General features: G+C 68.5%; 30 protein-coding genes and 2 pseudogenes. 16 read left to right on the top strand and 16 right to left on the bottom strand.

What is annotated here, in order from left to right; all coding sequences use genetic code 11:
- The first annotated feature begins 126 nt into the window (after positions 1–126).
- From ACFY0I_RS37885 to ACFY0I_RS37865, 5 genes and pseudogenes are all read left to right on the top strand, one after another.
- Complete coding sequence (locus ACFY0I_RS37885; protein WP_388904230.1) at positions 127–558, top strand: ATP-binding protein; 432 nt, start codon at positions 127–129, stop codon at positions 556–558.
- Positions 559–819: 261 nt separating this feature from the next.
- The gene (locus ACFY0I_RS37880; RefSeq protein WP_388904228.1) at positions 820–993 is read left to right on the top strand and encodes a CsbD family protein; all 174 of its coding nucleotides are present in this window, start codon (positions 820–822) and stop codon (positions 991–993) included.
- Positions 994–1,247: 254 nt separating this feature from the next.
- Entirely contained in the window at positions 1,248–1,850 is a 603-nt protein-coding gene (locus ACFY0I_RS37875; protein WP_388904227.1) for an SMI1/KNR4 family protein, read from the top strand.
- A 197-nt stretch (positions 1,851–2,047) separates the two neighbouring features.
- Positions 2,048–2,299: pseudogene (locus tag ACFY0I_RS37870) on the top strand (transposase); the annotation flags it as partial.
- On the top strand, positions 2,273–2,677 hold the full coding sequence (locus ACFY0I_RS37865) for a hypothetical protein (protein ID WP_388904226.1): 405 nt from the start codon (positions 2,273–2,275) through the stop codon (positions 2,675–2,677). The pseudogene ACFY0I_RS37870 and the gene ACFY0I_RS37865, both read left to right, overlap by 27 nt.
- Here ACFY0I_RS37865 and ACFY0I_RS37860 read toward each other — a convergent pair.
- The 4 genes and pseudogenes from ACFY0I_RS37860 to ACFY0I_RS37845 form a co-directional block, all read right to left on the bottom strand.
- Positions 2,642–3,127, bottom strand: a pseudogene (locus tag ACFY0I_RS37860) (IS5 family transposase); the annotation flags it as partial. The gene ACFY0I_RS37865 and the pseudogene ACFY0I_RS37860 sit on opposite strands and share 36 nt — an antisense overlap.
- 114 nt (positions 3,128–3,241) lie before the next feature.
- Positions 3,242–4,420: a PP2C family protein-serine/threonine phosphatase gene (locus ACFY0I_RS37855; RefSeq protein ID WP_388904225.1), complete on the bottom strand. Its 1,179-nt coding sequence runs from the start codon at positions 4,418–4,420 to the stop codon at positions 3,242–3,244.
- A gap of 259 nt (positions 4,421–4,679) precedes the next feature.
- Positions 4,680–5,048: an STAS domain-containing protein gene (locus ACFY0I_RS37850; protein ID WP_388904224.1), complete on the bottom strand. Its 369-nt coding sequence runs from the start codon at positions 5,046–5,048 to the stop codon at positions 4,680–4,682.
- 53 nt (positions 5,049–5,101) lie between these two features.
- Positions 5,102–5,779, bottom strand: a complete 678-nt coding sequence (locus ACFY0I_RS37845) for an HSP18 transcriptional regulator (RefSeq protein WP_388904223.1) — start codon at positions 5,777–5,779, stop codon at positions 5,102–5,104.
- A gap of 139 nt (positions 5,780–5,918) precedes the next feature.
- Between ACFY0I_RS37845 and ACFY0I_RS37840 the strand changes: the two genes are divergently transcribed.
- The 3 genes from ACFY0I_RS37840 (at position 5,919) to ACFY0I_RS37830 (ending at position 7,386) form a co-directional block, all read left to right on the top strand.
- Positions 5,919–6,353 (top strand): Hsp20/alpha crystallin family protein, encoded by a 435-nt coding sequence (locus ACFY0I_RS37840; protein WP_388904222.1) that lies wholly within the window; start codon positions 5,919–5,921, stop codon positions 6,351–6,353.
- A 110-nt stretch (positions 6,354–6,463) separates the two neighbouring features.
- Positions 6,464–6,859 (top strand): DUF2267 domain-containing protein, encoded by a 396-nt coding sequence (locus tag ACFY0I_RS37835; RefSeq protein WP_388904221.1) that lies wholly within the window; start codon positions 6,464–6,466, stop codon positions 6,857–6,859.
- Between the two features lie 74 nt (positions 6,860–6,933).
- Positions 6,934–7,386 (top strand): DUF2267 domain-containing protein, encoded by a 453-nt coding sequence (locus ACFY0I_RS37830; protein ID WP_388904220.1) that lies wholly within the window; start codon positions 6,934–6,936, stop codon positions 7,384–7,386.
- Positions 7,387–7,492: 106 nt separating this feature from the next.
- Here the strand turns inward: ACFY0I_RS37830 and ppk2 are convergent, their stop codons facing one another.
- From ppk2 to ACFY0I_RS37815, 3 genes are all read right to left on the bottom strand, one after another.
- Entirely contained in the window at positions 7,493–8,482 is a 990-nt protein-coding gene (gene ppk2, locus ACFY0I_RS37825) for a polyphosphate kinase 2 (RefSeq protein WP_388904219.1), read from the bottom strand.
- 231 nt (positions 8,483–8,713) lie between these two features.
- Positions 8,714–8,887 carry a CsbD family protein gene (locus ACFY0I_RS37820; protein ID WP_388904218.1) on the bottom strand — a complete coding sequence of 58 codons (174 nt, stop codon included), beginning with the start codon at positions 8,885–8,887 and terminating at the stop codon, positions 8,714–8,716.
- 112 nt (positions 8,888–8,999) lie between these two features.
- Positions 9,000–9,131: a hypothetical protein gene (locus ACFY0I_RS37815; RefSeq protein WP_388904217.1), complete on the bottom strand. Its 132-nt coding sequence runs from the start codon at positions 9,129–9,131 to the stop codon at positions 9,000–9,002.
- Positions 9,132–9,390: 259 nt separating this feature from the next.
- Between ACFY0I_RS37815 and ACFY0I_RS37810 the strand changes: the two genes are divergently transcribed.
- Positions 9,391–9,738, top strand: a complete 348-nt coding sequence (locus ACFY0I_RS37810; protein ID WP_388904215.1) for an STAS domain-containing protein — start codon at positions 9,391–9,393, stop codon at positions 9,736–9,738.
- Positions 9,739–9,859: 121 nt separating this feature from the next.
- Positions 9,860–10,222: an ATP-binding protein gene (locus ACFY0I_RS37805; protein ID WP_388904214.1), complete on the top strand. Its 363-nt coding sequence runs from the start codon at positions 9,860–9,862 to the stop codon at positions 10,220–10,222.
- Between the two features lie 233 nt (positions 10,223–10,455).
- On the opposite strand, the gene ACFY0I_RS37800 is transcribed toward ACFY0I_RS37805, so the two are convergent.
- The 4 genes from ACFY0I_RS37800 to ACFY0I_RS37785 form a co-directional block, all read right to left on the bottom strand.
- On the bottom strand, positions 10,456–10,809 hold the full coding sequence (locus tag ACFY0I_RS37800; protein WP_388904213.1) for an STAS domain-containing protein: 354 nt from the start codon (positions 10,807–10,809) through the stop codon (positions 10,456–10,458).
- On the bottom strand, positions 10,806–12,143 hold the full coding sequence (locus tag ACFY0I_RS37795) for a PP2C family protein-serine/threonine phosphatase (RefSeq protein WP_388904212.1): 1,338 nt from the start codon (positions 12,141–12,143) through the stop codon (positions 10,806–10,808). Before ACFY0I_RS37795 ends, ACFY0I_RS37800 begins: the two co-directional genes overlap by 4 nt.
- Entirely contained in the window at positions 12,143–12,946 is an 804-nt protein-coding gene (locus ACFY0I_RS37790; RefSeq protein WP_388904210.1) for an alpha/beta fold hydrolase, read from the bottom strand. Before ACFY0I_RS37790 ends, ACFY0I_RS37795 begins: the two co-directional genes overlap by 1 nt.
- 136 nt (positions 12,947–13,082) lie before the next feature.
- A complete protein-coding gene (locus ACFY0I_RS37785) occupies positions 13,083–13,562 on the bottom strand; it encodes an STAS domain-containing protein (RefSeq protein ID WP_388904209.1) in 480 nt (159 codons plus the stop codon).
- A 573-nt stretch (positions 13,563–14,135) separates the two neighbouring features.
- On the opposite strand from ACFY0I_RS37785, the gene ACFY0I_RS37780 reads away from it, so the two are divergent.
- Positions 14,136–15,014 (top strand): SigB/SigF/SigG family RNA polymerase sigma factor, encoded by an 879-nt coding sequence (locus ACFY0I_RS37780; protein WP_388904208.1) that lies wholly within the window; start codon positions 14,136–14,138, stop codon positions 15,012–15,014.
- A 576-nt stretch (positions 15,015–15,590) separates the two neighbouring features.
- On the opposite strand, the gene ACFY0I_RS37775 is transcribed toward ACFY0I_RS37780, so the two are convergent.
- Positions 15,591–16,001, bottom strand: coding sequence for an ATP-binding protein (locus ACFY0I_RS37775; RefSeq protein WP_388904206.1), 411 nt, complete (start codon positions 15,999–16,001; stop codon positions 15,591–15,593).
- Positions 16,002–16,304: 303 nt separating this feature from the next.
- On the opposite strand from ACFY0I_RS37775, the gene ACFY0I_RS37770 reads away from it, so the two are divergent.
- Positions 16,305–16,508: a hypothetical protein gene (locus ACFY0I_RS37770; RefSeq protein WP_388904205.1), complete on the top strand. Its 204-nt coding sequence runs from the start codon at positions 16,305–16,307 to the stop codon at positions 16,506–16,508.
- A gap of 20 nt (positions 16,509–16,528) precedes the next feature.
- Here the strand turns inward: ACFY0I_RS37770 and ACFY0I_RS37765 are convergent, their stop codons facing one another.
- Positions 16,529–16,894, bottom strand: a complete 366-nt coding sequence (locus tag ACFY0I_RS37765; protein ID WP_388904204.1) for a hypothetical protein — start codon at positions 16,892–16,894, stop codon at positions 16,529–16,531.
- Between the two features lie 276 nt (positions 16,895–17,170).
- Between ACFY0I_RS37765 and ACFY0I_RS37760 the strand changes: the two genes are divergently transcribed.
- Positions 17,171–17,464: a hypothetical protein gene (locus ACFY0I_RS37760; RefSeq protein ID WP_388904203.1), complete on the top strand. Its 294-nt coding sequence runs from the start codon at positions 17,171–17,173 to the stop codon at positions 17,462–17,464.
- A 395-nt stretch (positions 17,465–17,859) separates the two neighbouring features.
- Here ACFY0I_RS37760 and ACFY0I_RS37755 read toward each other — a convergent pair whose 3' ends face one another.
- A complete protein-coding gene (locus tag ACFY0I_RS37755; protein ID WP_388904202.1) occupies positions 17,860–18,006 on the bottom strand; it encodes a hypothetical protein in 147 nt (48 codons plus the stop codon).
- 1,017 nt (positions 18,007–19,023) lie between these two features.
- On the opposite strand from ACFY0I_RS37755, the gene ACFY0I_RS37750 reads away from it, so the two are divergent.
- Positions 19,024–19,377, top strand: a complete 354-nt coding sequence (locus ACFY0I_RS37750; protein ID WP_388904201.1) for a MerR family transcriptional regulator — start codon at positions 19,024–19,026, stop codon at positions 19,375–19,377.
- 166 nt (positions 19,378–19,543) lie between these two features.
- Here the strand turns inward: ACFY0I_RS37750 and ACFY0I_RS37745 are convergent, their stop codons facing one another.
- Positions 19,544–20,017 (bottom strand): hemerythrin domain-containing protein, encoded by a 474-nt coding sequence (locus ACFY0I_RS37745; RefSeq protein ID WP_388904200.1) that lies wholly within the window; start codon positions 20,015–20,017, stop codon positions 19,544–19,546.
- Positions 20,018–20,294: 277 nt separating this feature from the next.
- Between ACFY0I_RS37745 and ACFY0I_RS37740 the strand changes: the two genes are divergently transcribed.
- Together ACFY0I_RS37740 and ACFY0I_RS37735 are read left to right on the top strand one after the other, a co-directional pair.
- Positions 20,295–20,969, top strand: a complete 675-nt coding sequence (locus ACFY0I_RS37740) for a hypothetical protein (RefSeq protein WP_388904198.1) — start codon at positions 20,295–20,297, stop codon at positions 20,967–20,969.
- Positions 20,970–21,541: 572 nt separating this feature from the next.
- Positions 21,542–22,228, top strand: coding sequence for a HemK2/MTQ2 family protein methyltransferase (locus tag ACFY0I_RS37735; protein WP_388904197.1), 687 nt, complete (start codon positions 21,542–21,544; stop codon positions 22,226–22,228).
- Between the two features lie 125 nt (positions 22,229–22,353).
- Here the strand turns inward: ACFY0I_RS37735 and ACFY0I_RS37730 are convergent, their stop codons facing one another.
- Complete coding sequence (locus tag ACFY0I_RS37730) at positions 22,354–24,624, bottom strand: catalase (RefSeq protein WP_388904196.1); 2,271 nt, start codon at positions 24,622–24,624, stop codon at positions 22,354–22,356.
- Between the last annotated feature and the right edge of the window lie 479 nt (positions 24,625–25,103).

The following is a 25,103-nucleotide window of genomic DNA, read 5'->3' as shown; positions in this document are numbered from 1 at the left end:
CCTGTTCGAGGTCACCAACACCGCGCCCGCCCTCCTCTGGGCCGACAGAGTGCAGCAGGCGATCACCCGCTGAACACCGCACCCTCAGCCGATTCGGACCCTATCTCCCGGGGCAGGCGATACAGCATGAATCCGACCGCAGCCGTCGACGGCACCCCCGGCCACCACCACAGCCGCCCCGTCGCGCGGGCGGCCCGCACCGCGGCCGCCGCCCGCCGGCGGGTCACCGAGCTGCTCCGGGCCGCGGACGCCGCCCTCGACAGCATCGCCGCCGGGGACGCCCTCCTGGTCGCATCGGAGCTCGTCACCAACGCGATCCGCCACGGCGGCGGCATCACCGGCTTCCACGCCGCCCTCGACGGGGACACCCTGCGCCTGGCCGTCAGCGATGCCAGCCCCGAACACCCCGCGGCCCGCTCCACGACCGAGCGCGGTCACCCCGGGGGATACGGCTGGTCCCTCGTGAGGCGCCTCGCCGATCACGTCGACATCACCCTCCTCCCCGGCGGCGGGAAGACGATCACCGCCGTCCAGCGCCTCACGGCGAACCCGGCGTAAAGGCCCCTGCCGCACCCGTGGGATGCGGTGCCGGTGCCCGGGACGAGCGGAACTCACCCGGCCCACACCCTGTTCCAGGTCACCCGAGCAGGGCCCTCGTCCGCGACCGCGTCCAGGTTGCGGCCGACGCTTTCGAGCAAGCCGCCCATGCCCCGGGACCTGGGCCTCGGCGAAAGTCGGCGAATGCCCACGAGTTTGCGGGCAGCGGTCGTGAGCACGAGAGGGTCACGACCAAATCCGGTACAACACGAGGAGGTCCCGATGTCGGGCACGGAGAAGGCCAAGGCACACGCCGAGCAGGCCAAGGGCAAGACCAAGGAAGCCATGGGTCGCATGGCCGGCAACGAGCGGATGACCACCGAAGGCCGGGCCGACCAGGCCAAGGGCAACGCTCGCCGGACCAAGGAAGACGTCAAGGACAACCTCAGCCACTAGGCATGGGCGACGAACATCCGTCACCCGCTGGGCCCCGACCCCCGTCCCCGGGTGGCCGGGGCCCAGCCACGTCCAGCGAAAGAGAAACCGTGAAACTCGCCAAGATGTTCCTTATCGTCCTCATTCTGGCGCTGGGAGCCTTCTACGGCTGGGCCATTGCCGACTAGGCTTGTTCTCTATCTTCTAGCTTGCCCAAGCGCATGAGAACGCGCTCCTAACCTGCACCTCTCGGCCGGCTGCTGAACCCAGGTGAGATGCTTCAGCTCATGATTAGGCCGCCTCTGATCGGCATCACGCCGGTGATTCCGCCCGTCGCCACCTCCTGGCAGCGCATCGACACGTGGCTGGCCCGGCATGCCCCCGCTCGACTCGCAGAGCTTGGTGCTCCGGCTTCGCCACAAGCCATCGACCAGCTCGAAGTCACGTTGGACGTACGTCTTCCCACTGACCTGCGCGCATCACTGCTGTGTCACGACGGAGATTCGTCCTATCTCGGCATACTGCCGTGCGGCCCGCTGTACTCCACGGATGCAATCGCCGACGTGAGACAGAGCCGCATGGAGATCTGGGAGGGCGAGGACGACCCAGACGAGCAGGACACTCCGTGGTGGGGAACGCAGTGGATCCCCTTCGCCGGCGGCCATGGCGATGAGCAGTTCATCGACGCGGGCCCGGGCTTGTGGCATGGCCATCTCGGTCGCGCCCCGCACGCAGACCATGCCTACTTCCTGGGGTGGCCAAGTCTCGGCTCCTGGCTCCACGGAGTGGCTGAAGCCATGGAACACCACGATCGGACCGACAGACTCGACACCGTCGCCCATCCCTCCGTGGACAAGGACGGAGAGATCGACTGGTGAGCAGGACCATGCACTGCTGAAACCGGTGGGTCGTACTCGCATCGGCACGTTTGCATCGCTCTGGCATCCGGCCTCGAACGACGTCTCGAACTGGTTCGCTCACCTGGGCATTCGCCGGTCGTAGGGGCGACCTTCGTCTGATCATGTGCTCCGACCGAGGACGCACGTGACCACGACGAAGGCCGTGAGGGTGAGTCCTGCTGGCTGAAGCTGCTCGGAGGGAAGCGTTCGCGGAAGCGTCACGCTTCCGGGGCGAGTTCTACGGGTGTCTGACCGCTCGGCGTGACGAGTTGTTCGAGCTAGTGGACGCGGTGCTTTGTGCGGACGGTGCGGTGAAGTCCCCGGTGGACTTAGAACTCCTAACAGAATGCCTCTGTGGGGTCGGCTCCTCGTCGCGGGGTGCTGTCGGGCAACATGGGGCGATGGACTTGGATCAACCGCTGCCTCGCGAGCTGAAAGCCGTTGATTCGTCATCCCTGTTCAAGCTGGAGGAGCGGGCGTGTGGCCTCGGCCTGAGCCAGCGGTTGGACCCGGCTTGGGTGCAAGCGAATGCGGCGCCTGATGGCACCCACTACTTGTGGCCGGCCATGTGGCACAGCCTGTCCCACCGCCCGGACGTTCCACGTCAGCTGCGGTGCGAGCTGTTGATCACTCTGCGCGCGGGAGACCGCGTGAAGAGCCTGCTGGACGTGCTTCCCGACGACTTCACGCCGCTGCCCCGGGCGACCTCACGCGAAGAAGGCATGCAGGTCAGCCAGCTCTTTGACCATGCTCCTTCGGTCAGGGAATGGCTACTGCGGGAGGGCGAGAGCTCGGGTCGGCTGTGACAGGCGCCGCCAGCAGATGAGCGCGCATCCCAAGGTGAGGAAGGCTTCGTGGATGTCGTCGCGGATCTCCCAGCGGATCCGCGGGCGGCGGAACCAGTGCAGGTGGGCGAAGGCGCGCTCGACAACCCAGCGTTGGGTGCCGAGTCCGGAGCCGTGTTCGGTGCCGCGTCGCGCGATCAGTGGTTTCACGCCGAGCGCGCGGACGAGGCGGCGGTACTTGTCATGGTCGTAGCCGCGGTCACCGAGCACGACGTCGGGGCGGCGCCGGGGGCGGCCTCGCTTGCCCCGCATGGGCGTCACTGCCTGGAGCAGTGGAATGAGCTGGGTGACGTCGTTGCGGTTACCGCAGGTCAGGGTGAAGGCGAGCGGGATACCGGTGGCATCGGTGATCAAGTGGTGCTTGCTGCCCGTCCTGCCCCGGTCAACAGGGCTTCGTCCCGTCTTGGGGCCCCATTGTGAAACGGCACCGTGCAGGGATCGCCGATCGCCAGGCGCGCCACCACGGCGGGCGACATCCCCATTCGTATCGTTCCTGCCCGTTCCTGGTTGGGTGTCCGCTCGGCGTCAGTCGTTTTGGGGGCCGTGCCAGTCGAGGCACAGGACGGTGGCGTCGTCCCTCGGCGGCTTACCGTCGTAGGCGTCGGTGACGGCGCCCACCAGGGTCCGGACGACCTCGCGGGGGTGGTCGGCGGCTGTTTTGCGTAGGAGGGCGGGGAGGTCGACGGCTTCGGCGTGGCGATCCTGCATGCCGTCGGTGTGGAGGAGGAGTCGGTCACCGGGTCGCAGGTCGAGGTCCTGCACCACGTACGAGCCCTTGAAGCCGGCGTAGCCGAAGGGCAGGTTCACGGCCAGAGGCAGTTCGGTCACCGCGCCCGCGCGCAGCCGCAATGGCCAGGGGTGGCCGGCATTGACGAGCCGGGCGCCGCTTCCGTCGAGGGCGATGCGCAGGAGTTGGCCGGTGGCCATGGTCCTTCGGCCATGGTCGACGAGTGCCTGGTGGACCTGGCGAGCTTGCTCGGCGAGGTCCGTCCCGGCGCGGCGGGCGCCGCGGGAGGCGTTGACGAGGAGGGTGGCCATGAGGGCGGCGTCGACGTCGTGGCCCATGGCGTCGGTGATCGACAGGTGCAGGGTGTGGGTGTCGAGGCTGTAGTCGTAGGTGTCACCGGCGATGTCGGAGGCCGGGATCAATGCTCCGGCGAGGGTGAACTGGGGGGCTTCGCAGGAGGGGGCGGTGGGCAGGAGCTGGCGTTGGATCTCCGCTGACAGGCTGACCGGGGTGGTGCGGTTGCCCCAGTGGTAGAGGTCGGTGAAACGGCGGTCGGTGACGATGATGTACGCCAGCGCGTGCGCGGCCTCCTCCACCTCGGCCAGCACCTGCGGCGTGACCTCGGGCAGGAACAGCTCCAGGACCCCGATGGTGTCACCGCGGTTCGTCACCGGCGCCAGGACCCGCTGCCCCTGCCCGCCATGAGCGGCCAGCACCAGCCGCTGACCCCGTAGCACCTCGTCGTAAACGGTCCTGCCGGACAGCGCGGCTTCCTCGGCACGGTCCTCGTGCCGCTCCGCCGCCGTGTCGTGAACCCGCAGCAGCCGCCGACCGACGACATCGACGAACAGGAACGACACGGACGCCGCTCCGAACCGGTCCCGCAGATTGCGCGCCACGACATCGAGGGAGTCCACCGGAGCGGCGGCCTCCGCCGCCGCCAGCACCTCCGCCAGACCGATCCGATCACGCCCCACAACAGCCTCCACAGATCACCAACCCCCGCACTTCCGGCACGGCACACCCCATGCTGCGCCAGGGGTGAGGTGGAACAGCTTCATCAGGGTCTTCACACCCGGGCCGCCCTCCGGATGCGTGAACGAGCCGCCCCGACGAAACGGCATACCCACCCTTCCCGTCGGGCGACGAGACCCGGCAGGCGCACGCTCCGCGCACATCCATCTGTGCGAGCACGTCATGCGGGCCACGCATGGCCGAGCTGGGAAGCGGGCGCGCTTACACGGGCGTTTCGCCGGGAGGGCTTGGCCGGAGAGGGAAGAGGGAGAGGACGCCGGTGATGTCCAGGAGGCGCTGCAATTGGCGGTTGGGGGATGTCAGGTGGATGTCGACGCCCGCCTTCTGGGCGGCTTGCCGGCCGGTGAGTAGGGCGTTGAGGCCCGCGGAGTCGCAGAACGTGAGCCGGCTGCAGTCGACAACAACCGGTCTGGCGGGGGTGGCGTGCCGCAGTGCCTCGGCCAGCGCGTGGCTCAGGTGCGGGCCGGTGGTGATGTCGATCTCGCCGACGGGCCGCACAGCCACCGCCTCATCCAGTACCTCCACGGCCACACTGTTCCCACCGGCGGCCTCCGACGGATTCACGGTCATGACAGAGAACCCTCTCGCGCGACCACGCCACGGCGGCGCGGTTCGGGTGGCGGTCAGTTGCGGGTGTTGCGCTGGTCGTGGCTGTCCTGCCGCAGCCGTTCCGTATGCCGGGTCATGGCGTCGATACGCTCGGCGAGATCCGCATCCTGCGGACGCAGATGTTCACGCGCCCCGCTCAGGGGCCCGACGAGCCGTGCGACGTCGTTGTCCGCGAGCGCCTGGTCCAGCTCCGTCATGGACGCGGCGGCATCGGACGGCAGGTCGTCGTTCAGCGAGCTGACCCGGCCGGCCAGCCGGCGCAGGTCCGCGGCGTTGTCGCGGGCCCAGGCCGCGACGCTGCGCTCCGCCGCCCGGGAGTTTCGGGTGGCCGTGACGCGTTCCTCGCCGGTGCTGCCGGCGGCTCCGGGGCGTAGGCGCAGGTAGCGGCGTTCGGCGGCCTGGCGGCTGGCCACACCCAGCGGGCCGGCGAGGTCGGCCCAGCTCGCACCATTGTCCCGAGCCGCCTCGACCAGCCCGCTCTCCCACCCGGCCAGCCGCTCACGAACCTCACGCAGCATCGTCAGCGCTGCCAAAGCAGGCTCGGGGCCGACGCCCCGCGAGTCCGGGGAGCCGTCCGAGGCCTCGGGAGTGGGCGCATGGCCAGCGTCCCGCAGGGCCCGGTCGATGCTCTCCAACGCGGCCACGGCCGCCTGGAGATCGAAAGGTTCTGACTCCCGCATGACACCCTCCATAAGTCATCCTCCCAGCGACATCAGCAATGTCGCTCTTCCAATGACAGCGAACTTGTCATCGTCTTGATGACATGCTACAACGGATGCACGTTGAAGCGCATTGGCAGTTTCTGCCTGAACCAACTGGAGGTGTTTCGCGATGTTGATGCGCACTGACCCGTTCCGCGAGATGGACCGGATCGTCCAGCAGCTGTCGGGTGCGTCGGGGACCTGGTCGAAGCCGTCGGTCATGCCGATGGACGCCTACCGCGAGGGCGACGAGTACGTGATCGCCTTCGACCTTCCCGGGGTGAACCCGGAGGCGATCGACATCGACGTCGAGCGCAACATGCTGCGGGTCAAGGCCGAGCGCCGTCCCGCCGCGAAGACGGACACCGTGCAGATGGAGCTCTCCGAGCGACCCCTGGGCGTCTTCTCCCGCCAGGTCGTCCTGGCCGACACCCTGGACACCGAGCGCATCCAGGCCGACTACGACGCGGGTGTCCTGACCCTGCGAATCCCGATCGCCGAGCGCGCCAAGCCCCGCAAGATCAGCATCGGCCGCACGGACGGGCACAAGCAGATCTCCGGCTGAGCTCGCCCGCCGGCCGGCAGCGGAGGGCGGGGGAAGAGCCGATTCCCCCTCCGGCACCCCGCCCTCCGCACCCCCCTTGACCCCTTCACCCCTTTTCCGGAGGTGACGTGATGTCGATGCGCAGGGAAGCATTCCTGGCCCACGTCCAGGAACACGGCGAGTACGAAACCCCCCACGAGGCGGACCGTGTTGCCCGCGTCGTCCTGGCCCTGCTGGGCGCACACCTGGTCGGCAGCGTGCGGGCCGAACTCGCCGCCCGCCTCCCCGAGACCTACGCCCTGATCCTCCTCAACCCCTTGCAGGCCGCGGAGCCGCTCTCACCCGAGCGGTTCGTCCGCGCGACCGCGGCCTGGATAGACGGTGCCACCGAGAAGACGGCCCTATGGGACATCGGCGCGGTCCTGTCCACCGTCGCCGCCGCCGCGGGAGACGTCCTGACCCGCGAGATCCTGCTCCAACTCCCGCCCGGCTACGACCTCCTCTTCGGACACCCCCAGCCCACCTGACCTCGGCCCATCAAACCGCAGCCCGGCCGCCCATCGCCGGCCGCACCCTTCGCAGAGAAAGGCAACCGCCAGCCATGTACGACCAGCCGCGACCGAACCCGTCCCAGACGTTCATGACGTTCGACCAGATGCTGGAACGCGTGCGCTACGAAGGTGCCTACCCGACCCGCGAACGCGCCGCCGAAGCCGTCCACCACGTCCTGGCCGCCCTCGGCCGCCAGCTCACCGGCGACGAGCGTGCCGACCTCGCCCAATGCCTGCCCATCGAAGCGGCCCTCACCCTGACCTCCCAGATCCCCGACACCGAGCCCCTCACCGGCTGGGGCTTCGTGAAGGACCTCGCCGCCCGCACCGGCGCCGGCCCGGCGATCGCCCGCTGGGACACCGGCGCCGTACTCGCCGTCGTCCGCCGCCTCGCCGGACCCGACCTGCTCGCCCGCGTCATTGAGGGGCTTCCCAACGGCTACGCCCTCCTGTTCGGCCAGGTCGAACTGCGCCGGCCCCGGCTGCTGGCCGCGGCCGTTTGAGCCGTGGGCGCGGGCTTGCGGATGCCGTGCGGGGGGCCGGGCCGGCCATGCGGCCAGGCCCCCGCCTGAAGGGTCCGGGCCCGCGGTGCAGCAGGCGTGGATCGGTTCAGGCGTCCGAGGGGTGTTCCGGGTGGGGGTGGAGGCCGGGGCCTGTGGGCGGGCCGGCCAGCGGCGTGGGGGAGAGGGCGGAAGTTGCCTCTTCTCCTGTTTCCAGGAGGGTGTCGGCGGAGCCGACGATGAGGGGGTCGGGCTCGCCCACGGCCGTTTCGTCCTTGCGGTCGTAGTCGATGCGCCACAGCAGACTTCGCATCGCCTCAAGGCGCCCGCGCCGCTTGTCGTTGCTCTTGACCACCGTCCATGGCGCGGGTTCGGTGTCGGTCGCGCGGAACATGGCGACCTTCGCGTCGGTGTACGCGTCCCACAGATCGAGGGAGGCTAGGTCGGTGGGAGACAGCTTCCACTGCCGGACGGGGTCGACCTGGCGAATCGCGAAACGGGTCCGCTGCTCGGCGCGCGATACGGAGAACCAGAACTTGATGAGGATCAGTCCCTCGTCCACCAGCATCTTCTCGAAGGCCGGACACTGATCGAGGAACAGCTCGTACTGTTCCTCGGTGCAGAAGTTCATGACCTTCTCGACGCCGGCCCTGTTGTACCAGGACCGGTCGAAGAAGACGATCTCACCCGCCGCCGGCAGGTGCGCGGCGTAGCGTTGGAAGTACCACTGCCCGCTCTCCCGTTCGGTGGGCTTGTCCAGGGCGACGATCCGGGCTCCGCGGGGATTGAGACGTTCGGTGAAACGCTGGATCGTCCCGCCCTTGCCGGCCGCGTCCCGCCCCTCGCAGATCACCACCACCCGGGCGCCGGTCTCCTTCACCCAGCGCTGCAGTTTCAGGAGCTCGATCTGCAGAATCCGTTTGTCCCGTTCGTACTCGGCGCGCCGGATCTTGCGGTCGTAGGGGTAGTTTTCCTGCCAGGTCCGTATCGGGGCGCCGGAGGAGTCCAGCAGCACGGGTTGCTCCGGCCGGGAGTCGTCCACGCGCAGCCCGGCCAGCAGGTTCTCGGCCTCGGGCCGCTTGGTTTCCTCGCTGTTCACGCCTTCCCTTTACCCCGTCTTGACCTTTGAATGCGGCCCGTACGCCACGGGCCGAGACAGGCCAAACGCCGGCACACTTCTGCTGCCATCGCGGGCCATTCCCTCCTCTCGGCCGGATCGAACTGCACCACCGGCCCGAGCCGACTGCCGCCTGACCCGGATCGAGAGCGACCGGACACGCGTCGGGGCCGGGACCGCTCCTGCGGTCCCGGCCCCGACGCATGCGAGCGGTCAGTGCTTGAAGACGTCCTTGACCTTCTCCTTGGCCTGGCGGGCATCGCCCGTGGCCTGCTCCGTGCGGCCCTCGGCGGTCAGCCGCTCGTTGCCCGTCAGGCGGCCGGCGGTCTCCTTGAGCTTGCCCTTGGCCTGCTCCACCTTCGCCTCGGTCTTCTGCTCACCGGACACAGCTGATCACTCCCTCTTGGGCGGAAACGCCTTACACAACCCCGTGTGGCCGCTTGAAGCGCTCGTAAACAGGCCGGCCGCGACAGGCCCTGACGCGCCGCCGCCCGGTGGGCTACCGGGGGAAGAGGGCGTGGACGGTTTTGCCGCCTTCGGGCCCGGGCGGGACGACGACGTGGTGGGCGAGGTCGTTGACCATGTGCCGGCCGAATCCGCCCATCCCCTCGACCAGGTCGGGCGTCCGCATCCGCGGGCTGGGATCCAGGCGGCGACCTCGACGCCGCCGGGGCGGGCGGCCAGGCGCACGGCGTAGGAGCCGCCACCGTGCCGCACGGCGTTCGTCACGAGCTCGGAGACGATCAGGACAACCGTGTCGGCCTGCTCCCCGCCGATCGCCGGCCGCCTGTATCCACTGGTCGCGGAGGAGCTGGAGACCGCTGGCCCGGGCCGTGGGTAACCACTGGTCCGTTCCGGCAGAGGTCTCCGGGGTGTAGGAAGATGTCCGGGTGATCGGAGACGAATCGGTGGTCATGGCGACCACGCGCGAGGGCATAGTGGTCATCCGTCTGCGTGGAGCCGTCGACGCGGACAGTGCGCCCGGTCTTGTCCGGGTGCTCGCCGAGGCTGCGGTGAGTGGGTCTTCGCGCACGGTGGTCGACCTCTCGGACACCAGTTTCGCGGATTCCCATACTTTGCATGCCCTGCTCGATGCCCAGAAGCTGCACCGGGCGGCGGGGAGGTCCCTGGTGCTGGCCGGTCCGCTGCAGGTGGCCGTCCGCCGCCTGTTCGAGGTCACCGGTACCGGGGCCGCGTTCCGGATGACGGACAGCCTGGAGAGCGCGATGACGTGCTGACCACAACGCGGTTCCTCCGAGCCGGCGTGCGCTCGCATGTCGCTCATAAGCCTGGGCAGGCGATGACGGTATGAACCCGCCCACAGCCGACACCGCCGAAGGCCGAAGTGATGGCAGCTTTATGGCAGGCTCCGCCCCTCGATCCGCTGCCGCGGCCCGCGACAAGGTCGGCGCTCTGCTGCAGCACGTCGGCATCGGCCTGGACAGCGTCACCGCCGCGGACGCACTTCTGGTCACCTCGGAATTGGTCACCAACGCGATCCGCCACGGTGGCGGGATCACCGCCTTCCGCACCGAGATCACCGACAGCGTCCTGTGTCTGTCCGTCAGCGATATGAGCCCGCGCACTCCGGCGGCGCGGACGAAGAGCCCGGAGCAGCCGGGCGGTTTCGGCTGGCCCCTGATCCAAGACCTCACCACACACCTTGACGTGCGGGAACACCCCGGCGGGAAGACCATCACCGCCGTGTTGCGTCTTGCCTGAGACCGACCGGGGCCACCTCCCTGGGATGGGTTCGGTCCAGCGGCCGCCGGAACGCAAACCCGGCTGTTGGGCGTTCAGGCATCTGATCCAGCTGCCCCTGGGGGCGCGGAGGGCGGCTCGGGCGTGAGCGTCCGCCGCTGGACGTGGTCGAGCGGGTGACGAGGACCGGCGGAAGGCGAAGGTCTGCCCCACAGGCGGGGGCGGTTTCGTGCCGGGTGATGCGGTGCGGCCTGTCAGCAGGCGTGGGCGTCGGCGGTTGTGGCTGTGGTGGTGTTGGGGTGGATGGTGAAGACGCGGTCGAGGCCGATGATGGCCAGGATGCGCAGGGTGTTGGTGGGGACCGCGGTCAGGGCCAGTTCGGCGCCGTGTTGGGTGGCGAGGTTGCGGGCGGCGAGCAGGGTGGTGATGCCGGTGGAGTCGCAGAAGTCCAGGTCGGCCAGGTCCAGGAGCAGCAGTTGCCCTGGGACAAGGGTCAGGCGGTCGAGAGCGGTGCGCAGTTCGGGTGCTGTGGCGTAGTCGAGGTCGCCGGTGATCTCCAGAACGGGACCGGTGTCGGCGTCTCGGGTGGTGATCTTCAGTGGGCTCATGTCCGGTCTTCACTCACGGGGGCGGGGGCGGGGATGCCGAGGGCGAGGAGTGCGGTGTCGTCGTCGAGTCCGTCGCCGAAGCCGGTGAGGAGGCTGCTCAGCGCGGCGATCAGTGCCTGTGGGCCGGCGGACGGCTGTCCGGTGGTGAACGTGCGCAGGGCGTCTTCGCCGTACAGGGCGCGGTCGGGGCCGACGCGGGCTTCGGTGAGGCCGTCGGTGTACAGGAGCATGGTGTCGCCGGGCAGCAGCCGGGTGTGGGCGGGCGTGAACTGTGCCCAGGGGAGGATGCCGATGAGCATGCCGCCGGGTGTGGGCAGGTAGTCGGCGGTGCCGTCGGCGCGTTGGATCAGCGCGGAAGGATGCCCGCCGGAGGCGAGGTGGACGTCGACGTGCTCGCCGGTCGGCTCCAGGACTCCGAAGATGGCGGTGCAGTAGCGGGGGTCGCCGTTGGAGTACCGCTCGTGGAGCACGGTGTTCAAAGTGGTCAGCACGGTGACGGGATCGGGATCGTGCAGGGCCGCGGCCCGCAGGGTGTAGCGGGTGAGCGAGGTGACGGCAGCCGCTTGAGGGCCTTTGCCGCAGACGTCGCCGAGGAAGAACGCCCACCGGTCGCTACCCAGGGGGAACAGGTCGTAGAAGTCTCCGCCGAGAAGGTCCGGGGAGGCCGTGTGGTAGTACGAGCCGGCCTCCAACCCCGGGACGGTGGGCAGTGTGGCGGGAAGCAGGTTCTGCTGGAGGACGGCGAGGGCCTCCTGGAGCCGTTGACGGTCGGCCTCCGCCTGCCGGCGTGCTTCCTCCGCCTGGCGGCGGGCTTCCTCGGCCGCTTGGCGGCCGCGCAGCAACTCGTTCTCGTAGGCGCGGCGGTCGCGGGCGTCGAAGATCGTGGTGCGGATCAGCAACGGCTCTCCGTCGTCGCTGGTCTTCACCTTGGAGGTGACCAGGACGGGCATCCGCTGCTTTTCGGCTGCCTTGATCTCCAGGGCGATTCCGCTGACCTCGCCCTTCATCTGCAGCATCGGGGCGAAGTGCGTCTCGTGGTAGAGCTTGCCGCCCACGGTGAGCAGGTCGGTGAACCGCATCCGCCCCACCACCCGGTCCCGGGGCAGACCCAACCAGTTCAGCAGCGTGGCGTTGATCTTCGCGATGGTGCCGTCCATCAACGTTGACAGATAGCCGCACGGCGCCTGCTCGTACAGCTCCTCCGCACTGTCCTCCAACAGGGACGTGAAGGCCGCCGCATCACCGCCGTCCCCTGCCGCCGCACCCTCCGCGTCGTCGATGGCGTGCGGGTCCGGCTTCTCGTCGGGTTCCCGATCCTCCTCGGTCCGGCACATCACAGCGCGGCCCCGAGGAAGTCACCGATCGCGCCCGCGGTGGCCTGCGGTGCGCTCAACTGCGGACAGTGGCCCGTCGCCCTCAGCGTGACCAGCCGGCTGCCAGGAATCGCCGCGTGCACGTAGGCGCCGACCTCGCGCGGGGCGATCACGTCCTGCTCGCACTCCAACACCAGCGTCGGCACCGTCACCGTCTTGAGATCGGCCCGGCTGTCGGACAGGAACGTCGTGCGGGCGAAGACCCGCGCCATGTCCGGGTCGGTGGCGCAGAACGACGTCGTCAGCTCCTCACCGAGTTCCGGACGATCAGGGTTGCCCATGATCACCGGGGCCATCGCCGCGGACCAGCCCAGGTAGTTCGACTCCAGCGAATCGAGCAGCTCGTCGATGTCGTCGGCGTCGAACCCGCCGCGGTATCCGTCCTCGTCGATGTAGCGCGGCGAGGGAGCGACCATCACGAGCCGGCCGATCCGATGCGGTGCCTTCGCCGCCGCGAGCACCCCGATCATGGCGCTGACCGAATGCCCCACGAAGGTCACATCCCGCAGATCCAGCGCTTCGCAGATCTCCAGCACGTCCTGGGCGTAGCCGTCCAAGGAGCTGTATCGGCGCTCGTCCCAGGCCGAGGGGTCCGACTGTCCGGAACCCACGTAGTCGAAGAGCACCAGCCGGTGATCCTGGGCCAGGATCGGGACGATCAGCCGCCACATGTTCTGGTCGCAACCGAATCCATGCGCGAGCAACAGCACCGGCCCGTCCGTACGACCGGCGACGCTGACGTTGTTCCTGCGCAGGGTATCCATGCACGGAAGTCTCCCATCACCCCGATCACCCCAGGACGAGGGGCGGCCTGCAGGAGCACAGCGACGGCCACCGAGGCAGCACGACCGGCTTCATCGCCTCCCGGAGCGGATTCGGGCCGCTGCCCACGACAAGAACTCAGGGAGCCGATATCGAGGGTGATGTCTGTGAGGGGATCCCCTGAGCATCCGGATCGGTCGGGACGGCGGCGAGGGTGGTGTGCTCGGGGGTGGGCGGAGGCTGTGTTCTTCTCCTCCCTACGGGGGCCGCGTGGCCGAGGGCGGTGTCGAGGTCGTCGGCGAGGGTGAAGTGGTCGAGGAGGCCGGTGACGGTCAGGACCCGTTGGACGTGTCCGTGGAGGGGTCCGGCGAGGATGAGTCGAGTGCCGGCGTGTGCGTGGTCGCGGCGGGCCATGAGGAGCCAGTGGATGAAGCTGGTGTCGGCGAACGTCAGCGCCGACAGGTCGATGACCATCATGGGGAGGGTGACCGTCGCGGTCTCCCGCATCGCGGACGTCAGCTTGTCCTCTTCGTCGTGGTCGGCGTGCCCGGCGACGGCGAGCACCCAACATCCGTGGCTCTGACGTACCTGCACGCTCACCCCGGGGCCGAAATCCATCGCAGCATCATGCCAAACCCCCGCAGGTCAGCATCGGCCGGGGGTGGGCCTTTCACGACAGGGGGGCGAATCCGTGCGCGAGCTCGGTGCGTGGCACCTGGTCGTCATCGATGCCCCCGGCTGCACACACGAGTTGTCCGGACGACCGTCTCGATGGCGTATTGCGCGGACGGATGGGTGCGAACTGCTGATCATAGGGATCGGACGGCCGTCGCCGAACAGTTCGCCCAACGTCGGCGCCCTGCGGAGACTGATTCGTCGGGTGTGAGCAGGCCGGCTTGCTGGTCGCGGTCCAGGGCCGATCCGCGGTCTGCCCGCGACGCTGTGTCCGGCACGGACATGATTGCCACTGCGGTGCACAAGGTTCGTCGGTATGACGGTGGACGGCACGGGGGTGCTTCTTCGGCGAGGCAGGGTCCTGTCGGCGTCTCCGCATGTAGGCAGCAATCCAACTAGCGAAATTGGTTTCGCGTATTGCTTGACGGGTGTGGGTGTTGGGCGCAATGCTCTGGGACAGCAGACAGCGCCGCCCGGGTGACCAGGGCGACGGAGCCGAGTACTTGGGGAGATGAGATGGACACCCTCACCACGCACGCAGCGGTCGCAGCGACCGAGGCGGTGACGGACACCACGCGACTCCCCGAGCAGCTGCCCCGGATCGCCGAGCCCCGCGAGGTCGCCCCCGAGGACGCCCGCGCCCTGTCCAAGACCTTCTTCGAGCGGCTCCGGACCCTGGACGAGGGCACCCACGAGCGCCAGTACGTCCGCAACACGCTGATCGAGATGAACCTGTCCCTGGTCCAGTTCGCGGCCCGTCGGTTCCGCAACCGCACCGACGGTACGGACATCGAGGACATCATCCAGGTCGGCACCATCGGCCTCATCAAGGCCATCGACCGCTTCGACCCGACCCTCGGCAACGAGTTCACGACCCTGGCCCTCCCCTACATCACTGGGGAGATCAAGCGGCACTTCCGCGACACGACCTGGGCCGTCCGCGTCCCGCGCCGCCTGCAGGAACTGCGCATCGAACTGGCGCGAGGCAAGGAAGAACTCCATGCGGTCCTCGACCGCGCGCCGACCGTCCGCGAACTGGCCGAGCACCTGGAACTGACCGACGAAGAGGTCATCGAGGGACTCGTCGCGTCCAACGGCCACTCCAGCCAGCCCCTGGAACAGGAGACGGACGAGTCCTCCGAGAGGGCCGCACGACCGCTGGCCGAAGTCCTCGGACATGAGGACCCGGCGATGGAGCTCTTCGAGGACTTCCGTACCCTCGCCCCGCTGCTGAACCAGCTCGAAGGGCGCGAGCGGCTCATCCTGCAGATGCGCTTCGGCCAGGAGATGACGCAGGCACAGATCGGGGAGCGCCTGGGCATCTCCCAGATGCAGATCTCCCGCATCCTCACCCGCACCCTGAACCGCCTCCGCGAAGGCATGCTCGCCGACTGACAACGCTCAGCTCAGCTCACATCGGCCGCATCCACGTATCAGCCTCTTCATCTGGTCAGCAGGATGATTCGGAAGAAGCGTCCCAGACAGGAGAACGCTTTGGGCTGACCGCTGCACACGACTCCGGCCCGCGAACTGTGGTTGCCGGATTCCGAACCGACCCGGGCGACAAGGTCCCGGCAGGTAGGGAGTAGCGGCGAGTTCTCCGGGCAAGGAATCAGATCCGACGTCTACCTGCGGCAGGCCCGCGAGCGCCTGCTCATGGCCGCGTCCGAGGCTGTCTAACCGCTGACGCCCACGTCAGGTCCGTTCCCCGATGCCGGCAGTCCTTGATGGTGTCTGCTTCGGGCCGTGGAGCGGGAGTCCTTGGGCCTTCCGCCGTCCTCATCACCACCCCGCCGACAAAGGTCCTCCCTCAACCCATGCCCTGCAGCACGCCGGCTGGGCCGTCGTCGAGCACGGGGCGGACGGGGTCGCGTTCGCGTGTTCGTTTTGATGGTCGACGTTGCTTGCGCGTAGGCCGGTATTCCGCACCGGAGTGCGGCTCGTCGGTCGGCCTGCTTCTGGCCGGACCCCTCAGCCGTCGGTCAGCGCGATCGAGGTGGTGATCGTTTTTCCGGCGGGTTCACGCTGGATTCCGAAGGCGTGGGTGACGGCCATGACGATCGCGAGGCCTTGTTGTCCGATGCGCAGGGGGTCGAGGGGCAGGATCGTGGGCGGGGTCGGGTTGCTGTCCCACACCATGACTTCCACGCTGCCCTCCCGCACTTCCAGCCTCAGCCGGCTCGGTCCGGGCGCGTACTTGCGGGTGTTGGTGACGAGCTCACTGACCACGAGCTCCACGACGTCCAGGGCGCGTTCGCTGACCGGCACTCGGTGAACGTCCTGGATTTCGGTGAGGAATCGGCGGGTGAGGTGGCGGGCCTCGGCGACCGGCTCGCCGCCCGTGTAAGCGGCGGAGCACGATATGGGGTTGGTACGCCTCACGGGCTGTCCGGCCTCCTCTGTCCTCTGGGTGGCCACGCCGCGGGCGGACCATCGGAGGACTCTATCCGCCCACCCGCCATCGGCCGGCGCACACGACGCAGCGCTGCCGCCTTCACGCCGCCGCGGCCCCTCCTCGCCGCCATGCTGGAGATCGACGCCGGACTGGTCGCCGACCGCGAGGGCATCCTGCTGATCTCGGACAAGGGCTTCGCGTCCGCGCTCTTCGAGTAGGCCCTGGCCGAGCAGGGCATCCAACTGCTGAGGCCCTCGCGCAAGCGTGAAGAGCAGCGGTTCGGGGAGCCGATGCGCAAGAAGGTTCGCCAGCTGATCGAGTCGGTCAACGACACCCTCGAGGGCCAGCTCGACCTGGAGGAACACGGCGGTCGGACCGTCGAGGGCGTCGCCATCCGGGTGGCCCAGTGGATCCTGGTCATGGCGGCCGGGATCTGGCACAACAACAAGATCGGCGCACCGGTCACCAGGTCGCTGGTCGCCTACGACCATTGACCGCAGCGGCCAACGGCCACTCAGCGGGCTGGCATGCCTCCGTGAGGGCTGTTGACCACCAACGGCAGAGACCCTTCAGCAAGGTAGAAGTGCCCGGGGAAGTAGTCGATGTGGAGGTGACCCCCGTCCTCGGCGGAAGCCATGCCGCGCAGATTGTCCGCGAGCATCGCCCTGCCGGCGGAGTCACCGCTGATCACAAGGATCTGCCGCTCGCGGTCGAGGTGGATAAGGACCCCGGGGCCAGAAGTCCCCTTGACCTCGGCCCCCGCCAGGGCGTTGGTGCCCGGCGAAGCCGTGGAGCTGAGCCACCCCTCGCCAGTGGCGACCGCGCCTGCCAAGCGGCTCAACTCCTCTGCCGACGCCGTGATGTCCACTTCGCCGTACACGGGGTCACAGACGAGTCTCACGCGGCCGGCACTCCTTCAAGATCGGACTCCCATGATGCCAGCCAGATGCCAGACGCGATCTGGCACTTGGGATCTACTCGTCTAGGCGCCCGATGCGTTCCGCCCGGCCGGACCCGGCCTGGGAGCGGGTTTCACCGATGGGAGGTGGTGTCCGCGTCAGGTGTCGGGCTCAGCCGCGCGAGGCGGTGCCGGGCCCGACGCCTGACCGGGAGCGCTCCCGGTGTGCCCATCAGGGTGTCCGATGCACGGTGGCGCGTGGCAGTGGAAACAATGGTCTATATGCGGATGTGTTGGGTGTATCGGTTTCAGGACGGCCCGGAGCGCCAGGTCGTCGAGGTCTTGGTCGAGCAGGATGGAAGGCCCTGGCAGATCCGGGCACGGGAGTGCCCCGGTACGCAGGGGTTGGTGGACGGGTATGTGCTGCAGGACGTCGATGCGACGGCCCGGGCTGCCGTCTACAGCTGGGTGCGGCGCGGTGAATCCGAACCGGTTGCCGCCCATCTGCTGGAGCTCTTGGCCGAGGTCTGCCCGCAGGAAAGCGCCTGGTGAGGTTCGAACGGTGTGGGTGACGGCGCCGGGGGTGGAGCTGCGGGCGACTGCCGAGAGGGACTGAGACCCGAGCGGCGCCGAACTGGAGCCGGCGGCGCGCACGGGGTTGTACACCTGCGGATCGCCCAATCGGTCCGGGTCGGTCGATGCGCTGTGAGCCCTCGGCAGACGCCACGTTCGGCGCGGAAGCTGGTGCGGCCATCCTCACGGCCGACCGGAGGAGACCGTCTTCTGCGGGTCGGTCGAACTTCCCGACCGACGACGACTCGCCCCAGGCCGCGACTACCCGCGGGTCCAGCGGGGGAGGAGGGCGCGTACGGTTTTTCCGCCCTCGGGCCTGGGGGTGACGACGGTGGCGGGGGCGAGGTCGCCGACCATGTGCCGGCCGAATCCGCTCATCCCCTCGACCAGGTCGGGCGTCCGAGGCTGGGATCCCCGACGGTGACCTCGCCGCCGCCGGCGCGGGCGGCGAGGCGCAGGGCGTAGGAGCAGCCACCGTGCCGCACGGCGTTCGTCACGAGCTCGGAGACGACCAGGACCACCGTGTCGGCCTGCTACCCGCCGATCGCCGGCCGCAGGGTTCCGAGGAACGCCCGGGCGGCCTGGCGCGCCTCGGCGACGGCGGACAGGGGGTGAGGGGATGTGCGCTCGGCGCTCATCGTGGTCATCACGCGCTCCGGGTTCTGCTGTCGGTATCCGGCCCCGCCGGCCCGGTCGTTGTGCTTCGGCCCGCAGCCGTTCAACACGGCAGCACTCGATACCTCAGAGACACGGATCCGGAAATCTGTGACGGCCGGAGTAGACATTGGGCGATCGCGTGGTTATGGTTTCTCTCGTAGCCCAGAGAGACCGCAGGGCCTGGCAGAGACGAACTGCCGGGCCGGCAGCACCAGCAGTACAGGCAGTACCCGTATGGCGGTGCGGTGGTGGAGTGTCGAAGCCAGAGCAGTTGCAGGTTGGCGACGGGACTGATCACCGGACCGGGTGGCCCGCAGTCATCAGGGGCCACCACAGGCAGTACGCGGCTAACGCGGTGTGCAGTACCCAGCAGTGAAATCAGTGAGCAGTACCTCGGTGAAGGCGTCGGCTGCGGGCGCGCGCACCGGGAGGTCCGGCAGTGGGGTTCCAAGCCAGAGCAGACGCAGGATGGGCGACGGGGCTGGCTGCCGGAAGCGTGGTGCTCGGTCAGGCCGCGAGCAGTACGAGCAGTTTGCATCACCAGCAGTACAAGCAGTTCCGAGTGGAGCAGTATCCGCAGTTCGCAGCACCAGCAGTTCCACCAGGAATGCAGTTGATCATCCGAGGGATGAACGGAGGGACCAGCCGCCATCAGGATCGCCCGGACGCCACGCGAGTCCGGGTACCGCAGGACGTCGTCAGTGAGGTGGTCTCCGGTCAAGCACCGCGATCCCCGCACCCCCGACAGCATCACCGTCGGGTCGGCGGACACAGAAGGCCGGCGCAGTACCAGGGCCGGTAGGTAGATGGTGTAAAAGTTCCTTCGGGGCCCTGGTGCCATAGGCACCAGGGCCCCTCCACGCGTTCCCAAAAGAGGTGCGATGACAGCAGAAAACCCCACCACCACCGGCCCGCTCCGAGGCCACCTGGACGACGACGACTTCCCCGCCTACACGATGGGTCGGGCCGCCGAGATGCTCGGCACCACCCAAGGCTTTCTCCGCGCCATCGGAGAAGCCCGCCTGATCACCCCGCTCCGATCCGAGGGCGGCCACCGACGCTACTCCCGCTACCAGCTGCGCATCGCCGCCCGCGCCCGGGAACTCGTCGACCAGGGCACACCGATCGAGGCGGCCTGCCACATCGTCATCCTCGAAGACCAACTCGAAGAAGCACAACGCATCAACGACGAATACCGCCGCGCCACCGCATCGACAGGCACGACAACAACCTGAAACGACGAGGACCTACGCCTCCCGCTCCGAACCCGTCCCATCGGTGGTCCGTACCCTCACCCGAATCGTCGAGCAGCCCCGAACCCAACCCGACCAGCCCACGTCCAATGTTCTGCGTGCACCCTTTCCTGCGCCCGACCGGCGCCGACCGCGACGGCGTTTCGGATCACTTCTTGGCGCTGGGCACGGCCAAGGGTTCGCCCGGGGCCTTCTTCTTCGCCCGCTCCATCTGTTCGCCGAGTTCGGTGAGGCGGTTGCGGCCCATGGCCTTGCGCACGTCGGGGAACCACTCCTTCTCCTCCTCCTCGACGTGGTGGCGAACGTTCTCCATCAACACGCTCATCTTGGCGTCGAACCGCTCGTCGGCCGCGTTCAGGTCCTTCAGCTCGGAAAGCATCCACAGCACCACATGGTGCTCCTCGATGCTCTCCAGGACATGGTCCCTGGTGTCGGGCGCGGCCTCCCGGGCGGCCGGGTAGAAGATCTTCTCCTCGATCCAGGTGTGCGTGGTCAGCTCGTCGATCACCTGGTCGGCGATCTTTCGTTTCTCCGCGTGAGCGTCATCACCGGCCTTCTCGAACTGCTTGAACAGCTTCTCGACCGTCTTGTGGTCTTCCTTGAGCAGCACGATCCCGTCCATCAAAACCTCCACGCCGTTGGCGGACCGGGGGCCGGATGGCCGCCCGACGCCATGTACCCGGACGAGGGATCCCGGACGCGGCAGTGAAGAGAGCTTGGCCCGGACGAGGCATCTCCCTGCGCCGTACGCCGGAACCCGACGAAGGACGTTCCGTTCCGCTGATGCCGAAGACCGGCATGGTGCGCGGGTTCGCCGGCAGCCCGGCGAGGTCTGTTCGCTTTCGCGGCGCCGCCCACCCCGTCGACGCGGTCGCGTCGGCCGTCCGCGGTGACACGGCATGGCGGCATTACCTGGCACTCGCAGGGGGCGGTACCCCTGTACAGCGCCCACGTGGACGCCTTTGGCCCACAGCGAAGTTGAAGAAGGCCGCCGCGCGCAAGCCGCGCAGTGCCCCGACTCAGCATCGGAGCCGAGCGACTCATCCGGGGACACGGCACGAGTGAGGTTCCGTGCCTGCCCGACGATGAAGGCCTTACGAAGGTGGTCGCATCCTCGACCGGACCTGGGTCGTTGTTTTTCAGACCTTTGCCGCGATCGAAACGAGACACCTGTGAACACTCCGATCGAACTGCCACCTGCAGGCGTTGAGGCCCTCACTCACCTCAGGGGCCGGAGGGAGGTCAACACCGTGATCTTTCGCTGCCCCGAAAGGTCAAGCCCCTTGACGCTCGTGTTGAAGGGCAACCTGACGCATGACGAGCTGCTGCAGACCCTGTCGGCGGACGCGACACGCCTGATCGTGCATGAGCTGGCCTTCGCGACCAGGGAAGGCGCGCGCAGGCACGAAACACTGCTGATCCTGTGGGCGCCCTCGGAAGTCGCAGAGCAGCATGAGGGCTGCGTCGCCGGATACATGGCCCTGAAGGAATTCCTGTCGGACGTCCGTGTTCATCTCATCGCCAGGCGCAAGGATCAGCTGGACTACCAAAGGATGGTTGATCTGATCGGGTGATGCAGGTGACCGCCTCTGGCAGGCCTGAAACCCGCCCTGAGCCGGGACCTCAGTCATCATGCCGGTGGGGCTGCCTCATCGGAGCCGCGGCGAATGCGGTCGATGCGATCATCTTCCAGCAGGTGCTGGGCCGCCGTCACTTCCACGAGCGCTCGACTCGAAGCGCAGCCGGCTGCCCGCGCACGCCAAGCGGCTACGCAGAGATACTGCGCCCGCAATTCCAGCATCTGCACCAGGCCGCCAACAGCATCGCCGACCGCTCGGCCGCGGGATACGGCGCTCGGGAGCCCACCGACCAACCAGCCGATCATCGCACGGACCAGGGCTGGGCAGCCGGCTCATCGCGGGCCCGAGGGCGTTCGGCGCCAGCATGCTGTTCGCCGCTCTGCTGGGACCAGCGGACAACGAGGACCGATTGTTCACTGCTTTTGGCAGGAGCAAGGGTACGGCGCAGGAGGCACCCGACCTCGTCTCGGCATGAGGACCGGTCACGGGGGCAGTCGCCAGCTGTCGGGCAAAGTACCGACGCGGCGGCTGCGAGTGCGCGGTGCTGCTGATGCTGGAGGTGGAGGATGTCGAGTAGGGCTCTGACGCTGGGGACGCTCCCTCCCGGACTGATAGCCCTGCCGACCGTCTATCGGCCCCAGGCGGATACCCGGCTCCTGGCCCATTCCCTCGCCCATGAGGCACTCGGGCCAGGCACCGACGTCCTGGAAATCGGCACCGGCACGGGAGCACTCGCCCTGCACGCCGCCGGCCGCGGAGCCACGGTGACCGCGGTCGACGTCTCCGCGATGGCCGTGGCCACGGCCCGGATGAACGCGTGGCTGCACCGGCTACCCCTACGAGTGCTGCACGGCGACTTCGCCGCCCGCACCACCGGACAGAAGTTCGACCTGGTCGTAACGAACCCGCCCTACGTACCGGCCCCGGGCAGCGGGTTGCCGTCACGGGGCCCCGAGCGCGCCTGGGACGCCGGACCCAACGGGCGAATGATCATCGACCGGATCTGCGCACGCCTTCCTGCCCTGCTACGCCCCGGAGGAGTACTCCTCATGGTGCACTCGGGCATGTGCGGAGCTCAGGAAACCGTCGCCCTTTTGACCCGCGCGGGACTCACCGCGGACATCGCGGCAACCGCGTCCGTACCGTGGGGCCCCGTCCTGCGCTCCCGCCGGGCCTGGCTGGAGTCACAAGGCCTGGCCCGCAAGTCCGACAACCGGGAACAACTCGTGCTGATCCGCGCCCTGCAACCTTGATTCACCACCGTTGCGAACCGCGCCACCATCCCAACCGGGGCGCATCCTTCCACTCGATTCGCCTTGGCGTGCCATTCCCGCCGCGGGTGCCCTTCCGGACAGCGACCGCGGCGGGGAACGGGGTGTCACATGGCGGCGGGGAAGCGTTCCCAGACACGGTGGGCTGCGAGCAGTTCCATGAGACTGCACATTCCCTGGGCGCCGTCGCTGACGACGACGCCGGGCTCGCCGACGGTGATTCCGGCGGCCTCGAAGAGGGCTCCGGCGTCGCCCAGGCCGATCAGAGCCTTGCCGTGCTGGTAGGCCTCGGTGAGCAGTGCGAGGACGCGGGGGTCGCTCACGGGCGGCCTGGGGGCCCCGGCCTTGGCGTCGCGTGCGCCGTAGGCGTCGGCGCCCGCCGCTGGGACGCCCGCGAAGACCAGCGCGTCGAATTCGACGGAGCGTGCGGTGGCGAAGGTGCGTTGCACGGTGATCGGCTCGGCGCCGCCGAGTACTCCTCCGGCCGCGGCGATGACCAGCGGGACCATTCCGGCGTCGAGGATGGCTTGGCGTACCGACCGCACGCCGATCATGTCGATGTCCTGGCCGGCGACAATGCCGACGACACGCCCGTCGAGCGGCCAGGTGTCGCCGATCTGTGACAGGCGGGGGCTCGGGCTGACCTCGGCAAGGGGCTCGGTGGCGGCCGGGACCGGCAGGCCGAGGCCGGTGGCGACCTGTGCGCACAGGTCGCCGTCGATGTTGGCGAGCACGGCCAGGGCGCGTTCCTTGATGGTTTGTTCGTAGCACTTGGCGAGTTCGAAGGTGTACGCGGCGATGATGTGCTCGCGCTCGACCGGGCTCATGCTCAGCCAGAACAGCCGCGGCTGGGAGAAGTGATCGGAGAATGAGGCCGGTGCCTCGCGGACCTTGCGTCCGGCCGGGACCTCGACCGGGACCTCGATGAACGCACCGGTGTCGGCACCGGCGAAGAACGGGCAGCCCCCGTCGAGACTGTTGGGCTTGTACGGGGCCACACCCCGGTGCACGGCCGTCTGGTGAAAGCCGTCGCGGAGCATGTCGTTGACGGGCGCGTGCGTGCGGTTGATCGGAATTTGCGAGAAGTTGGGGCCCCCGAGCCGGGTGATCTGGGTGTCGAGGTAGGAGAACATCCGCCCGGCCAGCAGCGGATCGTCCGTCGCGTCGATACCCGGCACGAGATGGCCGGTGTGGAAGGCGACCTGCTCGACCTCGGCGAAGAAGTTCGACGGGTTCGCGTTCAGGGTCAGCAGCCCGAGCGGCTTCACCGGCGCGAGCTCCTCCGGCACGATCTTCGTCGGGTCCAGGAGATCGATCCCCTCGAACATCTGGTCATCCGTGTCGGGGAACGTCTGAATCCCCAGCTCCCACTGCGGATACGCCCCGGATTCGATGGCGTCGAAGAGGTCACGGCGGTGGAAGTCGGGATCCATCCCCGCCAGCAGCTGCGCCTCCTCCCACACCAGGGAGTGCACGCCCAGCTTCGGCTTCCAGTGGAACTTCACCAGCGTCGTGGCGCCCTGCGCGTTGACCAGACGGAAGGTGTGGACGCCGAAGCCCTCCATCATCCGGTACGAGCGGGGGATGCCGCGGTCGGACATGTTCCAGATGGTGTGGTGGGTCGCCTCGGTGTGCAGGGACACGAAGTCCCAGAACGTGTCGTGCGCTGACTGCGCCTGCGGAATCTCCCGGTCCGGGTGCGGTTTGCCGGCGTGGATGACGTCGGGGAACTTGATCGCGTCCTGGATGAAGAACACCGGGATGTTGTTTCCGACCAGGTCGAAGACGCCTTCCTCGGTGTAGAACTTCGTCGCAAAGCCGCGGGTGTCTCGCACCGTGTCGGCCGAGCCGCGGGAACCGAGCACGGTGGAGAACCGTACGAACACCGGGGTCTCGACGTCCCGGGCCAAGAACGCGGCCTTGCTGACCGTCTGCCCGGTGCCGTAGGACTGGAAGACACCGTGCGCGGCCGCGCCGCGGGCATGGACCACGCGCTCCGGGATCCGCTCGTGGTCGAAATGCATGAGCTTCTCGCGCAGGTGATGGTCCTGCAGCAGTACCGGCCCCCGCGGACCCGCCTTCAGCGAGTGATCCGAATCCGGCAGCCGAACGCCCTGCGCCGTCGTCAGGAACGCGCCGCTCTGCGCCATCCTGGCCTGCTCCGCACCGGTGGGCTGTCCGGTCGGGCTGACCGTCTCCGGACCGCTTTGGTCCGCCTTCGGAGGCAGCGGCTCAACCGGCGTCGTGGGCTCGACGAGCTGGGGAGAAACGGGGGTTGGCTTGCCGGGGACACCTTCCTCCGGGCCCCCTGCCGGACCGGCATGCACGACACCGGCGATCTTGTCGGCGACGGCCCTTACCGGGTTCTTCTCGGACATTTCATCTCCAGACACAAGGGGCGGACCTCAAGCCCTACACGTGTGACCCGAAGCGATATGCCCCGAAACCTGGACTAGCCTGTCCGGCCCGAGAGGCAAAACCACTGCCCGTCGCGGCGCCCACCGCGCCGGCCGCCGGCCGCGGATCACTTTGTGTTCTCCCGTGGCACGGCTCCTTCACCCCACCGCCACCCGCAGCTTCCTCACCCGACCGGGCGTGATCGACAGCCCCCGACCGCCGTGGCAAGTGTGGGCCCTGTCGTCCCGTACGCCACCGCTGCCCGTTCCAACCGCACCACACACCCGAACACAGGCTCCACCCGCTCCCGCGGTAAAGCCCGCAGAAGCTGAATAGGCCATGAGCGAGCGGCCCACGCCGTGCTTCGAGCCTCGTGCTTGCCCGTAGGGCGCCGACCTCACCCTGCACGTCCCGCACCGCCAAGGAGCGAAACAGCCCCGGGGACCAACGGGGATAGCGG

It is taken from the genome of Streptomyces sp. NPDC001568, from assembly GCF_042893755.1.
Classification (GTDB): Bacteria; Actinomycetota; Actinomycetes; order Streptomycetales; family Streptomycetaceae; genus Streptomyces.
The sequence above is the reverse complement of the archived record's forward strand: the minus strand, read 5'-3'. Positions and strand labels throughout refer to the sequence as shown.

What these genes read in the sequence shown, in the direction of transcription:
- ACFY0I_RS37885 (WP_388904230.1), top strand. Translation starts at nt 127, where the DNA reads ATGAATCCGACCGCAGCCGTCGACGGCACCCCCGGCCACCACCACAGC.
- ACFY0I_RS37880 (WP_388904228.1), top strand. Translation starts at nt 820, where the DNA reads ATGTCGGGCACGGAGAAGGCCAAGGCACACGCCGAGCAGGCCAAGGGC.
- ACFY0I_RS37875 (WP_388904227.1), top strand. Translation starts at nt 1,248, where the DNA reads ATGCTTCAGCTCATGATTAGGCCGCCTCTGATCGGCATCACGCCGGTG.
- ACFY0I_RS37865 (WP_388904226.1), top strand. Translation starts at nt 2,273, where the DNA reads ATGGACTTGGATCAACCGCTGCCTCGCGAGCTGAAAGCCGTTGATTCG.
- ACFY0I_RS37850 (WP_388904224.1), bottom strand. Translation starts at nt 5,048, where the DNA reads ATGACCGTGAATCCGTCGGAGGCCGCCGGTGGGAACAGTGTGGCCGTG.
- ACFY0I_RS37845 (WP_388904223.1), bottom strand. Translation starts at nt 5,779, where the DNA reads ATGGAGGGTGTCATGCGGGAGTCAGAACCTTTCGATCTCCAGGCGGCC.
- ACFY0I_RS37840 (WP_388904222.1), top strand. Translation starts at nt 5,919, where the DNA reads ATGTTGATGCGCACTGACCCGTTCCGCGAGATGGACCGGATCGTCCAG.
- ACFY0I_RS37835 (WP_388904221.1), top strand. Translation starts at nt 6,464, where the DNA reads ATGTCGATGCGCAGGGAAGCATTCCTGGCCCACGTCCAGGAACACGGC.
- ACFY0I_RS37830 (WP_388904220.1), top strand. Translation starts at nt 6,934, where the DNA reads ATGTACGACCAGCCGCGACCGAACCCGTCCCAGACGTTCATGACGTTC.
- ACFY0I_RS37815 (WP_388904217.1), bottom strand. Translation starts at nt 9,131, where the DNA reads ATGCGGACGCCCGACCTGGTCGAGGGGATGGGCGGATTCGGCCGGCAC.
- ACFY0I_RS37805 (WP_388904214.1), top strand. Translation starts at nt 9,860, where the DNA reads ATGGCAGGCTCCGCCCCTCGATCCGCTGCCGCGGCCCGCGACAAGGTC.
- ACFY0I_RS37800 (WP_388904213.1), bottom strand. Translation starts at nt 10,809, where the DNA reads ATGAGCCCACTGAAGATCACCACCCGAGACGCCGACACCGGTCCCGTT.
- ACFY0I_RS37795 (WP_388904212.1), bottom strand. Translation starts at nt 12,143, where the DNA reads ATGTGCCGGACCGAGGAGGATCGGGAACCCGACGAGAAGCCGGACCCG.
- ACFY0I_RS37790 (WP_388904210.1), bottom strand. Translation starts at nt 12,946, where the DNA reads ATGGATACCCTGCGCAGGAACAACGTCAGCGTCGCCGGTCGTACGGAC.
- ACFY0I_RS37785 (WP_388904209.1), bottom strand. Translation starts at nt 13,562, where the DNA reads ATGGATTTCGGCCCCGGGGTGAGCGTGCAGGTACGTCAGAGCCACGGA.
- ACFY0I_RS37780 (WP_388904208.1), top strand. Translation starts at nt 14,136, where the DNA reads ATGGACACCCTCACCACGCACGCAGCGGTCGCAGCGACCGAGGCGGTG.
- ACFY0I_RS37770 (WP_388904205.1), top strand. Translation starts at nt 16,305, where the DNA reads ATGCGCAAGAAGGTTCGCCAGCTGATCGAGTCGGTCAACGACACCCTC.
- ACFY0I_RS37750 (WP_388904201.1), top strand. Translation starts at nt 19,024, where the DNA reads ATGACAGCAGAAAACCCCACCACCACCGGCCCGCTCCGAGGCCACCTG.
- ACFY0I_RS37745 (WP_388904200.1), bottom strand. Translation starts at nt 20,017, where the DNA reads ATGGACGGGATCGTGCTGCTCAAGGAAGACCACAAGACGGTCGAGAAG.
- ACFY0I_RS37740 (WP_388904198.1), top strand. Translation starts at nt 20,295, where the DNA reads ATGGCGGCATTACCTGGCACTCGCAGGGGGCGGTACCCCTGTACAGCG.
- ACFY0I_RS37735 (WP_388904197.1), top strand. Translation starts at nt 21,542, where the DNA reads ATGTCGAGTAGGGCTCTGACGCTGGGGACGCTCCCTCCCGGACTGATA.
- ACFY0I_RS37730 (WP_388904196.1), bottom strand. Translation starts at nt 24,624, where the DNA reads ATGTCCGAGAAGAACCCGGTAAGGGCCGTCGCCGACAAGATCGCCGGT.